We start from the raw sequence: 14388 nt of genomic DNA on the forward strand, positions 1-14388 counted from the left end.
GAGCACTCCGTCACCGGAGGAGGCCGTGACCCTCAACCGGTGGCGGAGCCCCGCAGCCGCACGGTGAACCGCACGACGGTCCCGTGCGGCTCCGTCGTCTCCCAGCCGATCTGTCCGCGCAGGTCGCTGATGAGGGCCTCGACGATCTGCGTGCCCAGGCCTGCTCCCTGCCGGGCGCTGGCCTCGGGGGCGTAGCCCCGCCCGTTGTCCGCGACGCTCACCTCCAGCACGTCGGTCCCCTGCTCGTCCCGCGTGCGCGCGGCGCTCACCACGACCCGAGACGCCGTGGCGGGGCGCTCCCCCTCCTCGAACCCGTGCTCGACCGCGTTGTGGACGAGCTCGGCCAGGACCATCGCCAGGTGCGTGGCGTCGTCCGGCGGCAGCAGGCCGAAGGACCCGTCCAGCTCGGTCTCCACCACCGCCTGCGTGGAGGCGACCTCCACGGTGGCCCGCAGGATGCGCGTGGCCACGTCGTCGAAGTCGACCCGCTCGGAGAACGCCTGGCTCAGCGTGTCGTGCACCAGCGCGACCGTGGACAGGCGCCGCCCCGCCTCCGCCAGCGCCTCCTGCGCCTTGGGGTCGTCGAGCCGCCGGGACTGCAGCCGCAGGAGGGCGGCCACGGTCTGCAGGTTGTTCTTGACCCGGTGGTGGATCTCCCGGATCGTGGCCTCCTTGCTCAGCAGCTCACGCTCGCGCCGACGGATCTCGCTGACGTCGCGCATGAGCAGCAGCGCGCCCACCCGCCGCCCTCCGTGGGTGAGCGGCACCGAGCGCAGGGTGAGGTTGACCGAGGAGGTCTCGATCTCGGTCCCCCACGGTGCCCGGCCGGTGAGGACCAGCGGCACCGTCTCGTCCACCGTCGCCCCAGGGGTCAGCCGCGTCGAGACGATCTGGGCGAGGTCCGCGCCGCCCACGTGATCGGTGTGCCCGAGCCGGCGCAGCGCCGACACGGCGTTGGGGCTGGCGTAGTCGATGAGCCCGTCGGCCGTGAGCCGCAGCACACCGTCCCCGACCCGGGGCGTGCCCCGGCCCACCCCGGTCGCCACGTGGTCCATGGGGAAGGCACCCTCGGCGATCATGGAGAACAGCTGTTGGCTGATCTGGAGGTAGTTGACCTCCAGGCCCCCCTGCTGACGCATGTTCTGCAGGTCGGTATGCCTGATGAGCACCGCGATGGGGCGGCCGGTGCGCACGACCGGGACGTACTGCTCCCGGACGTAGCCCACCTCGTCGGGGGTCGAGGAGCGGCCGGTCTCCATCACCTGCGTCAGCAGGCGCTCGCGCGCCGCTCCCGGGGCCTCACCGATGACGTCGTCGTGGTAGAAGTTCGGCCCGGTGGAGGGCCGCGCGTGGGCGGCCAGGAACCACGGCGACAGATGCGGGTCGGCGACGTCGTCGCGCTGGACCGGGAGCCAGAGCGTCAGGTCGGCGAACGCCAGGTCCGCCAGCATCTGCCAGTCGCCGACGAGGCGGTGCACCCAGTCGATGTCGGCACCCGACATCGAGGAGCGCGACAGGGTCTCCCGCAGAACAGCCACGAGGCGATTGTCGCAAAGGTCAGTCGGCGGATCCCTGCCGGACCAGTCCGCGCAGGGTCCGCAGGGCCACCGAGAGCGGGGCCAGGTCGGGCTGGCTCATGCCGCTGACCGTGCGCAGCACCTGGCTGGTGCGCACGAGAGCCTCCCGGTTCTCCGCCATCCACTCTCGCACCCGCTCGAGGGAGTCCTCGGCCTCCTGCGTCCCGGTGCGCTCCACCACGGTGCGGGTCAGCCCGCGCATGACGCCGTACAGGTCGTCCCGCAGCGCGCCACGCGCCAGGGAGGACCAGCGGTCCTCCCGCGGCAGGTGGGAGACGTGGGTGAGCAGGTCGTCGATGCGGAAGGCCTCGGAGACCCCGAAGTAGATCTCGGCGACCTCCATGACGTCGCGGTCGATCTCGCCCGCGAGCTCGGCGACGTCCAGGAGCGAGTAGCTGTCGAGCAGGGACGCATAGAGCTGCGCGAGGTCCTCCGGTATGCCGTTGGCCCTGGCCCACTCCGCCCGCTGGGCCCACCGCTCACGCTCGTGGCCCTGGAGGAGGTCGCCCAGCCGCGGGACCAGCTCCTGGACCGGCTCGGCGAACCGCTCGATCTCCTCGTCCATGCCGGTCGACAGCGAGCGGTTGTTGAGGAACCAGCGGGTGGCGCGGTCCAGGAGCCGCCGCACCTCGAGGTAGAGCTCGGTCTGGATGTCGGTCGGCACCCGGTTGTCCAGCGCCTCCACGGCGGCGGTGTAGTCCGCCAGCCCGAAGACCGAGCGCACCACGTGGAAGGCCCGGGTGATCTGCGCCACGGTCGCGCCGGTCTCCTCCTGGGCCCGGAAGGCGAAGGAGACGCCGCCCCGGTTGACCATGGCGTTGGCGATCTCGTTGACGACGATCTCCCGGCGCAGGGGGTGCTCCAGGATCTGCTCCCGTGCCCGCTCGCGCAGCGGCCCCGGGAAGTAGTGCAGCAGGGAGTCGAGCAGCGCCGGGTCGTCGGGCAGCTCGGTCTCGCTCAGCTCGGTCTTCAGGCCGAGCTTGGCGTAGGCCACCAGCACCGAGAACTCGGGTGCCGTGAGGCCCGTCCCCGCCTCCTCGCGCCGCGCCCACTCCTTCTCGTCGGGCAGGAACTCCAGCTCGGGGTCCAGTCCGGCGTGCTCACCGAGGTAGCGGATCAGGCGCTGGTGGACCGTGGCCATGACCCCCTTCTGCAGGCGCCCGTTGCCGAGGAGCACGTTCTGCTCGTAGTTGTGCCGCAGGACCTTGCGGGCCACCTCCTCGGTCATCGAGGCGAGCAGCTCGTCGCGGTCCTCCAGGGACAGGACCCCCTCCTGCACCAACGGGGTGAGCGCGATCTTGATGTTGACCTCGTGGTCGGAGGTGTCCACGCCGGCGGAGTTGTCGATCGCGTCGGTGTTGACGTGGACGCCGGCGAGCGCGGCCTCGATGCGGCCCCGCTGGGACAGACCGAGGTTGCCACCCTCGCCGACCACGCGGGCCCGCAGCTGCCGCCCGTCGACCCGGATGGGGTCGTTGGCGCGGTCGCCGATCTGCAGGTCGGTCTCCGTGGAGGCCTTGACGTAGGTGCCGATGCCGCCGTTCCACAGCAGGTCCACCGGCGCCAGCAGGATGGCCCGCAGGAGCTCGTGCGGCGTCATCGTGCTGACGCCCTCGTCCAGGCCGAGCCGCTCGCGGACCTGCGCGGTGATGGGGATGGACTTCTGCGAGCGGGGGTAGACCCCCCCGCCCTCGCTGATGAGGGAGGTGTCGTAGTCCGCCCAGCTGGACCGCGGCAGCTCGAACAGGCGCTGGCGCTCGGCGTAGGAGCTCGCGACGTCCGGGTCCGGGTCCAGGAAGATGTGGCGGTGGTCGAAGGCAGCGACCAGGCGGATGTGCTCCGAGAGCAGCATGCCGTTGCCGAAGACGTCGCCGCTCATGTCACCGACCCCGACCACGGTGAACTCCGTGCTCTGGGTGTCCAGCCCCAGCTCCCGGAAGTGCCGCTTCACCGACTCCCACGCGCCACGGGCGGTGATGCCCATGCCCTTGTGGTCGTAGCCGGCCGAGCCGCCCGAGGCGAAGGCGTCGTCGAGCCAGAAGCCGTAGTCGCGCGCCACCCCGTTGGCGATGTCGGAGAACGTCGCCGTGCCCTTGTCCGCGGCCACCACCAGGTAGGGGTCGTCCCCGTCGTGGCGCACCACCCGCTCCGGCGGCTCGATGTCGGTGCCGACGCGGTTGTCGGTGACGTCCAGCATGCCGCTGATGAAGGTGCGGTATGCCGCCTTCCCCTCCTCCAGCCAGGCGCCGCGGTCGACCGCCGGGTCCGGCAGGTCCTTGGGGAAGAAGGCACCCTTGGACCCGGTGGGGACGATGACGGCGTTCTTGACCATCTGCGCCTTGACCAGACCGAGCACCTCGGTGCGGAAGTCCTCGCGCCGGTCGCTCCAGCGCAGTCCGCCGCGGGCCACCGGGCCGAACCGGAGGTGGCTGCCCTCGACCCGCGGGGCGTAGACCCAGATCTCGAACGCCGGGCGGGGCTCGGGCAGCAGGTCGAGCTCGCGCGGCAGCAGCTTGAGGCTCACCCACGCCTGGGGCCGGCCGTCGGTGCCCAGCTGGTAGAAGTTGGTGCGCAGGGTGGCCTGCACGACGGCCACCAGGGAGCGCAGGATGCGGTCCTGGTCGAGGCTGGCGACCTCGTCCAGCGCCCTCGCGATGTCCTCGGCCACCTCCTGGGTGCGGGCGGCCCGCTCCTCGTCCGCGCCGTGGGCGTCGGGGTCGAACCGGGCCTCGAACAGCTCGATGAGCAGCCGGGCGATGTCGGGGTTCGTGACCAGCGCCTCCTCGAGGTAGTCGAGGCTGAAGGTGCCCACCTGGCGCAGGTAGCGGACCAGCGTGCGCAGGATGACCACGCGCCGCCAGTCGAGGCCGGCCGTGAGGACCAGGGAGTTGAGCGTGTCGGACTCGGCCGACCCGCCCCATACCGCGGTGAAGGCGTCCTCGAACGCCGCCGCCACCTCGTCCTCCGTGCGGTGCTCTCCCCCGTCCCACACCGTCTCCGTCGGGGCCCGCAACCCGAAGTCGTAGATGTAGTCGGGTGAGCCGTCCTCGTTGCTGCCGTCCAGCTCGTAGGGCCGCTGGACGGTGACCTCCAGGCCGAGGTCGGCGAAGACCGGCAGGACATGGGTGAGCGACATCTCCTCGGAGCGGTAGACCTTGAGCCGTCGCTCGGTCGGCGCCTCCCCCGGGGCCCGGTAGACGTGCGGGCGGGCCGAGGCGTCGCTGCCGTGCAGCTCCCCCAGACGCTGCAGGTCCAGATAGGCGGCCTCGCCGTCGAAGTCCTCCTTGTAGGCCTCCGGAAAGGCGTCGGCGAACCGGGCCACGAGGTCGCCGGTGGCCCCCTCGTCCTCGACGTGGGCGGCGACGGCGTCCGCGAGCCCCTCGACCCAGGTCCGGGTCACGGCGGTCAGCCGCTCCTGGAGCTCGCGCTGGTCGATCTCCGGCAGGTCCTTGTCCCGCGGGACGGTGATGACGAAGTGCAGCTGCGCCAGCGGCCCGTCCCCGACCCGGGTGGCGTAGTCGGCCAACTCCCCGCCGTAGGTCTCCTCCAGCAGGGTCTGCACGCGGAGCCGGTTGGCGGTGTTGTAGCGGTCACGGGGGAGGTAGACGAGCGCGCTGACGAACCGGCCGAACTCGTCCGCCCGGACGTAGGCCTTGGCCGCGGGACGCTCGAGGAGACGGACCACGTCGCCGGCGGTCGCGGCCAGGTGCTCCACCGGAGCCTGGAACAGCTCGTCGCGCGGGTAGGCCTCCAGGACGCTGAGGAGGTCCTTGCCGGAGTGGCTGTCCGGAGCGAAACCGGACTCGGCGAGCACCTGCTTGACCTTGGCGCCGACGATCGGCAGACGCTGGCTCGACTCCGCGTAGGCGCTCTGGGTGAACAGGCCGAGGAAGCGGTGCTCACCGACGACCTGTCCGCGCTCGTCGAACCGGCGGACCCCGATGTAGTCCAGGGGCACCGACCGGTGGACGGTGGCCCGCGTGTTGGCCTTGGTGACGGTGAGCAGCCGGGGGTCCCGTGCCGTGCGGGCCGCCTCCGGCCGCAGCACGGTGGGCGCCGGGTCGTCGGCCGCGTCCCGCAGGATCCCCAGACCGCTGCCTGCGACGGCCTGCAGCGCGAGACCGTCGTCGGTCTCGACGAGGTCGTAGCTGCGGTAGCCCAGGTAGGTGAAGTGGTGGTCGTCGATCCACGTGAGGAAGTCCACGGTCGAGGCGATCTCGTCGCGGTCCACGGACCGGGGAGGACCGATCTCGAGCTCGTCGACGATGGCGCGGGCGCGCTGGCGCATCGTCCCCCAGTCGCGGCAGGCGCGGCGGACATCGGTGAGCACCCGGCCCAGGTCGTCCTCGAGCGTGGCCCGGTCCTCCGGCTCCGGCACCCGGTCGACCTCGACGTGGATCCAGGACTCGACCCGCTGCCCCTCACCGACGTCCTGCGGGTCGAGGTCGAGCACGTCGCCGGTGGACTCGTCCACCACGACCTGCGGATGCAGGAGCTGGTGCACGGACAGCCGGTGCCGGCTGACCTCGCCCAGCACCGAGTCGACGAGGAAGGGCATGTCGTCGGTCACGACCTGCACCACCGTCTGGCGGCTCGTCCAGCCACCGGAGTCGAGGGTGGGGTTGAGGACGCGGATGGCCGCGCGGCCCGCGTCCCGCCCCTCGGACAGCTCGGCCATCGAGCCCGCCATCGCCTCGCGCTGCTCCTGCTGGCGACCGGCCAGCTCGGTGGCGGCCAGGTGGTGGAAGAACCGGTCGGTGAGCGTGTCGGTCGACGTCATCGTGCGCGTGCACTCCTCGGGTCGCGGGCGTCCGGCGCACCCCGACGTGCGCCTGCTCGGCCACCCTACTCGGCTCCCCGCCTGCGCACCCGCCTGGGGACAACCCCCTGACCGGCCCCGCGCGCCCCCTAGGGTGGGCCCATGACCGGGATCGACCGGCCCCCCGGGCCCACGGCTGCCCGGCAGCCGTCGGGGGCGGGGTCTCGTCCCGCCGTGCTGCTGCGCGCCGCCGAGGAGGTGAGCGCCCTGGCGCCCGACCTCGGGTGGTCCGAGGCCAGCGGTCTCGTGGAGGCGCTGCTCGACGGCGTCGCCCACGTCCTGGCGGACGCCGCGACCGACCGCGACCGGCCCCGGCCGCAGCCCCTGGTCGTCGGGGCCATCGGGGGGGCCGACCGGTTGCCCGACCACGCCGGCTGCCGGGCCGCCGCAGGGCGCCTGCGGGCCCTGGCCGGGGAGCTGCTCCCCCATCCGGCACCCTGGGTGGAGGAGGCCGCCACGGTGATGACCGAGCTCGGAGACCTGCTGGACCGGGTCGCCGACCGGACCCGCAGCGGGGCCCTCACCCGGGCCGACAAGGGGGTCGTCCTGCGGCGGCTGCACGGCCTGCACCGTCGATGGCGCGCTGCGCTCCCCGAGCCGGGCGGCCAGGACGTACGGTGAGGCCATGAGGATCACCGAGACGATCCGCCACCCCGCGGACCCGCAGCGCACCTTCGAGATGCTGACCGACCACGCCTATCAGGTCCGACGCTGCGAGCGCTCGGGGTCGCTGGACCAGACGGTGCAGGTCGAGACCGCGCCGGACGGCACCACGACCGTGACGACGCAGCGGCACCTGCCGAGCGACGGCATACCGGACATGGCCAAGGGGCTCGTCGGCCCCCGGCTGCTCGTGGTCGAGACGGTGCGTTGGGGGTCGCCGGACGCCGACGGCGAGCGCGAGGGCGCGATGAGCCTGGAGATGCCGGGGCTGCCGATCACCTTCACCGGCGGCATCCACCTGCGGCGGGGCTCCGAACCGCAGGTGACCGACCACGTCGTCGACGGCGACCTGGAGGCGCGGGTCCCGCTGTTCGGACGCCGCGTGGAGGCGATGGTCGCCGAGCGGATGCGCGAGATCGTCCAGCTGGAGGAGCGGGTCGCGCGGGAGTGGCTGGCCGAGGGCTGAGCGCCCGGGGGCCGGTCGCTCAGCCGCTCTGACCCCTCACGCCCGACCACTCACGCCCGACCGCTCACCCCATGTGCGGGTAGCGGTACTCCGTCGGCGGGACGAAGGTCTCCTTGATGACCCGGGTGTTGATCCACCGCTGCAGGTTGGCCGCAGAACCCGCCTTGTCGTTGGTTCCGGAGGCACGCGCGCCGCCGAACGGCTGCTGGCCGACGACCGCGCCGGTGGGCTTGTCGTTGATGTAGAAGTTGCCGGCCGCGAAGCGCAGCCGCTCCACCGCCTCCCCCACGGCGGACCGGTCCTGCGCGATGACGCCACCGGTGAGGGCGTAGGGCGCCACGGACTCCATCTGGTCCAGCATCGAGGACCACTGACGGTCCGGGTAGACGTGGACGGTGAGGATGGGGCCGAAGTACTCGGTGGTGAGCATCTGGTGCGTGGGGTCCTCGACCACCGCGACGGTGGGGCGCACGAACCACCCGACGGAGTCGTCCACGGTGCCGCCCGCGACGACCTCCACGCCCGAGTCCGCGTGCGCCCGCTCGATGACGTCACGGTGCTTGGCGAAGGCCTTGGCGTCGATGACGGCGCCCATGAAGTTGGACAGGTCCCGCACATCACCGACCGGGATGCCCTCGGTCGTCTGCGCGAGGTCGTCGCGCAGGGTCCGCCACAGCGACGCCGGGATGTAGGCCCGCGAGGCCGCGGAGCACTTCTGGCCCTGGAACTCGAAGGCTCCCCGCACGAGGGCGGTCCGCAGCACCTCGGGGTCGGCGCTGGGGTGGGCCACGACGAAGTCCTTGCCCCCGGTCTCGCCCACGATGCGGGGGTAGGACCGGTAGGTCCCGAGGTTCGAGGCCACCCCCTGCCAGAGCATGTTGAAGACGGCGGTGGACCCGGTGAAGTGGATGCCGGCCAGGTCGGGGCTCTCGAGGACCACCTCGGAGACGGCCGGCCCGGTGCCGGTCACCATGTTGATGACGCCGTCGGGCAGGCCGGCCGCGCCGAGCAGGTCCATCATCAGGCTCGCCGCCCGCTGCTGCGTCGGCGCCGGCTTCCAGACCACGACGTTGCCCATGAGGGCCGGGGCCGTGGGGAGGTTGCCACCGATCGCGGTGAAGTTGAAGGGCGTCACCGCGTAGACGAAGCCCTCCAGCGGACGCTGGTCGATGCGGTTCCAGGTGCCGGGCGAGTTGCGGATCGGCTGCTCGGTCAGCAGCTGCCGCCCGTAGTGGACGTTGAAGCGCCAGAAGTCGGCCAGCTCGCAGGCCGAGTCGATCTCGGCCTGGGTGGCGGTCTTGCTCTGGCCGAGCATCGTGGCGGCGTTCATGCGGGCGCGCCACGGCCCGGCCAGCAGCTCGGCCGCCTTGAGGAAGATCGAGGCCCGCTCCTCGAAGGACATGGCCCGCCAGGCCGGCGCTGCCTCCCGGGACGCCTCGATGGCCGCGCGCGCGTCCTTCTTGGTGGCGTCCCGCATCGTCCCGAGCACCTCGGCGTGGGCGTGCGGCTGCACGACGTCGATCGCGGCGCCGCCCCCGACGACGGGAGAGCCGCCGATGACGTGCGGGAGGTCCACCGGGCTGGCCGCGAGCTCGGCCAGCGCTGCCTCGAGGGCGCCTCGTTCGGCACTCCCCGGCGCGTAGCCGAGCACGGGCTCGTTGAGCGGGCTGGGGACGTCGACGATGCCATCCATGGCGTGATCTCCTCGCGGTGGGTCGGTCAGTCGGTCGGTGGGTCGGTCGGTCGCTCGGTCGGTGCCGGGCCCCGTCCGGCGTGCTCGGCCCGCCGGACCAGCTCCAGCACGTGGTCCAGCTCAGTGGTGTCGAACCACGACAGCTCGATGTCCCGGGAGTCGTGGTCCGCCAGCAGCGAGGGGTCGCCGGTGACGACGTCGTCGCCCAGGTGCAGGGCCGCGACCCGGGGCAGGTCCACGGACGCCACCTCGATCCACAGGTCGTCCACGGGAGCGGCGGTCACCAGCGCGGAGTCCGCGTCGACGGCGGCCAGCACCACCGGGACGCCGGAGCGCACCGCGTCCTCGGCGGCCACCTGCGTGGCGGCGTACTCGAGCTCGTCCCCGTCCGCGCCAGGCTCCTGGGCCCGCAGCACCTCGGTCACCGCCGTCGCCCGCACCGGACCGGCCAGGCGACGGTCCTGCGCGAGGGCGGCCAGCTGGTCGCCGGTCAACGGCACGTAGCACCGCACGGTCGTCATCGCCGACCTCCTCGTCAGGGTCACCGGGCCGGGCCGCCGGCAGCGGCCTCCCCGTCATGGTGTCAGACGTCGGCCGGGTCCCGGCGGGTGGGGCGACGGGGCGCAGCTCAGGTACGGGTCCGGCGGCGCGGCCACCAGCGCGAGCGCGAGGCGTCCACGGAGCCGCGACGACCGCTGACCAGATGAGCCAGGGTGCGGATCGACTCCCGTGCCGGGCTGGAGGGGCGTGACTCGGCGAGGGTATGCCCGTGCAGCAGGGCCGCGTCCACGCCGTCGCGGTCCTCGGGGACCAGGTGCACCTGGCCCACACCGGCGAAGCGCCGCAGGGTCTCGGTGATCCGACGGCCAGGCTCCGGGCCGACCGGTCCGGGGCGCACGCGGGTCACCACCACCTGGGCCTTCGCCCGGGTCAGACCGGGCAGCTGGTCGACGCAACGGACGAGCCGCTGCAGGCCCACCGGGTCGCCGGTGCCGACCACCAGCACCCGGTCGGCCTCCTCCAGGGCGCACAACGCGGCCCCGTTGCGCCGCGGTGCGCTGGTGTCGAAGGACAGCTCCTCGTCCTGCTCCACCGTCGGCGCGACGTCGACCACCACCCAGCGGGCGACGGACCGGGCCTGCTGGAAGATGTCGGCCAGGGCGCTCTCCCGCAGCTCGGTCCACCGGTCGGCGCGGGGCAGCCCGGTGAGGACGAGCAGCCCGGGACGCACCCGAGGGGCGAGGCGCACGAGGTGGTCCGCGTCCAGGGTGCCCTGGTCGGCGGCGCGGGCGGCAGCCGCGACCCCGGGCGACTCGTCGAGCACGGCCAGCGCCTGCGCCACGCCGGCACCGTAGGTGTCCGCGTCCACGAGCAGGACCTGCGTCGTCGCGGACGCCAGCTCGGCGGCGAGGTTGACGGCCACGGTGGTGCGGCCGGTGCTCCCGTGCGGCCCCCACACCACCACGACCTCACCCTCGGGCGAGCCGTCCTGCCGGGGCAGGTCCTCCTGCTCCGTCCCGGCGGTCGGGCCCGGCCCGGCGTCGTCCTGCCGCACACCCTCGGGACCGGTCTCGACGAGCAGGGCGGCCGGGTCGGTGAACCGTCCGGGGCCGGGGTCGTGCTCGGCGGGCCCGGGCGTGGCGGACCCGGTTGGTGACCCGGTCGGTCCGCGGACGTCGTCGGAGGGGTCCGCCCGCCCCAGCGAGGCGAGCACCGCGTCGAGGTCCGGGGTGCTGCTCTCCACCTCCAGCACCGAGATGACGCCGCGCCGTTGCAGGGTGCGGGCCGCCTCCGGGTCGTCGCGCGGGTGCACCCCCACGACGTGCGCGCCGGCGGCGCCGAGGTCCAGCACCGCGTCCCGGTCCAGACCGCGCAGGTCGTGCGAGACGAGGACGACGTCCGCCAGGCCCGCCCGGGTGACGCCGAGCAGCTCGGGCAGGTCGGCACATCGGCGTACCAGCCGCGCCTGGGTGGACCCGGCCAGCAGGGCCGCGACCTGGCTCTCCCACCGGGGGGCCACGGCGGTGACCAGCGGACGAGTCACCCGCCCTGCTCCCCCTGGTTGCGGGGCGCCGGGACCAGGGTCAACCGAGCGTCCTGGTCCACGGCCGCGATGACGTCGCCCACCCGGTCCGCCGGGACGACGAGAGCCACCGGGGTCCGCCCCAGGGACGCGCCCAGCCCGCCGGCCTGGTCGGTGACGCGGTCGACGACGGCCCCCGGCAGCAGCAGCTCGGGGTCGCGGTAGACCTCCCCCGCGGCCTCCGGGTCGCGCCGGCTCACCCACACGTCGACCTCCGTCCCGACCTGCAGACCGGCGACGGTCGAGGCGTCCACCGGGACGTTGACCGTCTTGTCCAGCGCCTGCCGCTGCGTGCCGACCGCTGCCGCGGGCACGATCTCCCCGGCCGCGACCCGGCGCACGAGGTAGGTGCCGCCCGCCACCGGGTCGGTGGCGTCCAGGTAGTGCTCCGCGGAGTCCCCGAGCCGTACCTGCACGGTGACCAGGTCAGCGCCAGAGAGCGGCTGGCCGGGCAGCAGGTCCCGCGCCGCCGCGTAGACCGGCCGGGTGTCGTCGAGGCCGGACACCAGGCGGGCACCACCTGCTACCGAGAGCACCACCAGCAGCACCCCCACCACCAGGCGCAGGTCACGCCACCCGGGCGCCTGCAACCGGCGCGCGGTGCGCCCCGGCCCGTCCTGCGTCGTCGCTGTCGGTCCCATCTCGAGGCCCCCTTCGTCCCTGTCGGCCCGAACGGCACGATAGCGCCCCGGGCCCCCACCTCACCTCTCGTCGTCCACAGGCCCCTCGGGACGCGGGGAGGAATCCGTACCATCGTGGTCAGGACCGACGAGAGGAGACCCGCGTGGCCGGGCCCAGATTCCTGACCCTCACCGACGTGGCGGACACCCTCAACGTGTCCCTGTCGCAGGTCAAGGCCCTGGTGCGGTCCGGGGACCTGCCCGGGGTCAAGCTGGGCGGACGGGGCGTCTGGCGGGTCGAGGCCGCCGAGCTCGAGGCCTACATCCAGCGCATGTACACCCGCACCCGCGAGTCTCTGCACCTGGGCGACGGCCCCTGAGTCGATGGCCAGGCCCCTGAGCCGACGGCCCTGAGGCACCACCCTGCCCCCGGTCAGAGCCGCTGGACCATGGCGATGGTGCCGTAGGGCACGGCCACCACACCCCGGACCGCGCCCGGTCGGCGCGGCTCGTCGTCGGCGTGCCGCGCCAGGTCCAGGTGGTCGGCGAGCGCCCGGTCCACGGTGCCGCTCAGGTGGTCCCCACCCTGGTCGAACACCCGCACCCGAGCCCGGTCCCGGCTCAGCGCGCGCACGGCGTGACGCAGGCCGTAGCGGCGTGGCCGGTCGTCCACCCGACCGCTGAGCCCCTCGACCGAGAGCAAGGCTGCGGTCGCGACCAGACGCTCCTGGTGCGAGGAGGAGCTCACCTCGTGCACCAGCATCCAGTCCGGGCCCACGTCGACCAGCCTGGCCTCCAGGACACCGACCCCGCGGACCCCCAGGCGCAGCACCCGCCCGACATCGGCAGCCAGCCGGTCCCCCAGGACGACGCGACCGTGCTCGGCGCGGGTGTGCTCGGCGGCCTCGGCCGCCCTCTCCCGCCGTGCCCAGTCCGCCTGCTGGCCCTCGAGGTCCGCGAAGAGCTGCTCCCAGCGCATACCCCCATGGTGCCAGGCGGCACCGCACCTCACCGCCCGTCATCCACAGGTCTTGACGCCCCGTCGGACCGCTCGTAAATTGCCGTCATCGGACGCTCATGAACGCAAACGAACGCATCGTGCCCCAGAGGCACGCCGGAGAAGGGACGCCATGGACACCACACGGAGGCGGGTCGGGGGCCCGCCGGTCGGCTGGCGGGCCAGCGCCTGGGGAGGTGTCGCCGCCACCACCGCGCTGGTGGCGGCGGGGGTGCTCGGCCGGCAGGCCGTGACCACGTGGTCGACCCGCGGGACCCCGGACCCGGGCGCGGCCGTGCTGGGGGCCATGCTCACCCTGGCGACCGCCCTGCTCCTGTGGGTCGCCGCGGTGCTCCTCGTCGCGGCCTGGCGGGTGCGTCCGGCCGCCGGATCCGCGCGCCCGCTCCCGCCCACCTCGCCCTCGGTCCGCGTCGCCACGGCGCTGCTCGTCCTCCTCGCGACGGGAGCCGGAGGCCCCGGTGCCGCCGCCGCGCCGGTCTGTGCGACGGCCCCGAACGGTGCGGACGACCGCGCCGACGACCACCGCGCCGAGACGGGCGAGGCCGCACCGGGCGGGCCGATGCCCTCGCCCCCCGACCCCGGGGATGTGCCCCTCCCGGGGTGGACCCCGGGCCCGGTCCCCGCCGAGGCCCCTGCACGCGGTCAGGTCGACCTCGTGGGCGGACGCGCTGCCGGGCAGTGGGACCTCCCGGAGCACGTGGTCGTCCGGCGTGGCGACACCCTGTGGGACCTGGCCGCCCGGCACCTCGGAGCCCAGGCCACCTCCGCCGACATCGCGCAGGAGTGGCCACGCTGGTACGCCGCCAACCTCGCCACCATCGGCCCGGACCCGGACCTCATCCTCCCCGGCCAGGAGCTCACCGTGCCCGGCACCGCGGAGGACGGACGGTGAACGAGGTGACAAGGACCCCGACCCCGATCCCGACCCCCGGCGTGCTGCACCTGCGGGTCGTCGACGTCCCGGAGCCTCCTGCCGAGGGCGCCGACTGGACCCACCCCGAGGCGCAGGCCGCCCCGCACGGGGACGACTACGTCCAGGGGACCCTGGCGGTCGACTTCCGGCACGGGGCCTACGACAGCTACTTCGGCCCGCAGGCCACCGCCACCCACGACCTCCCGGAGGCCCGCCCCTGGGCGGACCGGATGGTCCGGGCCCTGCTGGAGATCTGCGCCGGCACCCGGCCCGTCGACCAGCTCTCCCGCTGGTTGGCCCCGGAGGTGCGCGACCGCGTCGCCCGCCGGTCGACGCTGGCCCGTCGGCGGGGCCGCTGCCGCAGCGGCCCGCCCGTCGTCCGCGCCCTCCTGGCCTGCCACCCCGCCGACGGGGTGTGCGAGGTCGCGGCGGTCGTGCACCTCGACGGCAGGGTCCGAGCCCTGGCCCTGCGCATGAGCGGCGTCGACGGGCGGTGGGTCATCACCGCCCTGGAGCTGGGCTAGGTGCCCGGTCGT

12 protein-coding genes are annotated in these 14388 nt (G+C 73.8%); 5 read left to right on the plus strand and 7 right to left on the minus strand.

Annotated features, from left to right (window positions below):
* Positions 1-32: 32 nt before the first annotated feature.
* Together Q0795_RS01700 and Q0795_RS01705 are read right to left on the minus strand one after the other, a co-directional pair.
* Positions 33-1538: a sensor histidine kinase gene (locus tag Q0795_RS01700; RefSeq protein ID WP_298885711.1), complete on the minus strand. Its 1506-nt coding sequence runs from the start codon at positions 1536-1538 to the stop codon at positions 33-35.
* Between the two features lie 19 nt (positions 1539-1557).
* Positions 1558-6357 (minus strand): NAD-glutamate dehydrogenase, encoded by a 4800-nt coding sequence (locus tag Q0795_RS01705; RefSeq protein ID WP_298885713.1) that lies wholly within the window; start codon positions 6355-6357, stop codon positions 1558-1560.
* Positions 6358-6498: 141 nt separating this feature from the next.
* On the opposite strand from Q0795_RS01705, the gene Q0795_RS01710 reads away from it, so the two are divergent.
* Positions 6499-7017, plus strand: a complete 519-nt coding sequence (locus tag Q0795_RS01710) for a hypothetical protein (RefSeq protein WP_298885715.1) — start codon at positions 6499-6501, stop codon at positions 7015-7017.
* Between the two features lie 4 nt (positions 7018-7021).
* Positions 7022-7525, plus strand: a complete 504-nt coding sequence (locus tag Q0795_RS01715; protein ID WP_298885717.1) for a DUF2505 domain-containing protein — start codon at positions 7022-7024, stop codon at positions 7523-7525.
* A gap of 64 nt (positions 7526-7589) precedes the next feature.
* On the opposite strand, the gene pruA is transcribed toward Q0795_RS01715, so the two are convergent.
* From pruA to Q0795_RS01735, 4 genes are all read right to left on the minus strand, one after another.
* Positions 7590-9218 (minus strand): L-glutamate gamma-semialdehyde dehydrogenase, encoded by a 1629-nt coding sequence (gene pruA, locus Q0795_RS01720; RefSeq protein WP_298885719.1) that lies wholly within the window; start codon positions 9216-9218, stop codon positions 7590-7592.
* A 26-nt stretch (positions 9219-9244) separates the two neighbouring features.
* On the minus strand, positions 9245-9739 hold the full coding sequence (locus Q0795_RS01725) for a hypothetical protein (RefSeq protein ID WP_298885721.1): 495 nt from the start codon (positions 9737-9739) through the stop codon (positions 9245-9247).
* A 107-nt stretch (positions 9740-9846) separates the two neighbouring features.
* The gene (locus tag Q0795_RS01730; protein WP_298885723.1) at positions 9847-11262 is read right to left on the minus strand and encodes a P-loop NTPase; all 1416 of its coding nucleotides are present in this window, start codon (positions 11260-11262) and stop codon (positions 9847-9849) included.
* On the minus strand, positions 11259-11942 hold the full coding sequence (locus Q0795_RS01735; protein ID WP_298885725.1) for an SAF domain-containing protein: 684 nt from the start codon (positions 11940-11942) through the stop codon (positions 11259-11261). Before Q0795_RS01735 ends, Q0795_RS01730 begins: the two co-directional genes overlap by 4 nt.
* Positions 11943-12085: 143 nt before the next feature.
* On the opposite strand from Q0795_RS01735, the gene Q0795_RS01740 reads away from it, so the two are divergent.
* Entirely contained in the window at positions 12086-12301 is a 216-nt protein-coding gene (locus Q0795_RS01740; RefSeq protein WP_058891674.1) for a helix-turn-helix domain-containing protein, read from the plus strand.
* A 53-nt stretch (positions 12302-12354) separates the two neighbouring features.
* On the opposite strand, the gene Q0795_RS01745 is transcribed toward Q0795_RS01740, so the two are convergent.
* Positions 12355-12900 (minus strand): hypothetical protein, encoded by a 546-nt coding sequence (locus tag Q0795_RS01745; protein ID WP_298885729.1) that lies wholly within the window; start codon positions 12898-12900, stop codon positions 12355-12357.
* 151 nt (positions 12901-13051) lie between these two features.
* Between Q0795_RS01745 and Q0795_RS01750 the strand changes: the two genes are divergently transcribed.
* Together Q0795_RS01750 and Q0795_RS01755 are read left to right on the plus strand one after the other, a co-directional pair.
* Complete coding sequence (locus Q0795_RS01750) at positions 13052-13831, plus strand: LysM peptidoglycan-binding domain-containing protein (protein ID WP_298885731.1); 780 nt, start codon at positions 13052-13054, stop codon at positions 13829-13831.
* Positions 13828-14376 carry an Rv3235 family protein gene (locus Q0795_RS01755; protein WP_298885733.1) on the plus strand — a complete coding sequence of 183 codons (549 nt, stop codon included), beginning with the start codon at positions 13828-13830 and terminating at the stop codon, positions 14374-14376. The genes Q0795_RS01750 and Q0795_RS01755 overlap by 4 nt, the downstream gene beginning before the upstream one ends.
* The last annotated feature ends 12 nt before the right edge of the window (positions 14377-14388 follow it).

Origin of the sequence: uncultured Serinicoccus sp. (assembly GCF_947487915.1) — a bacterium.
In the GTDB taxonomy this organism is placed as follows: Bacteria; Actinomycetota; Actinomycetes; order Actinomycetales; family Dermatophilaceae; genus Ornithinicoccus.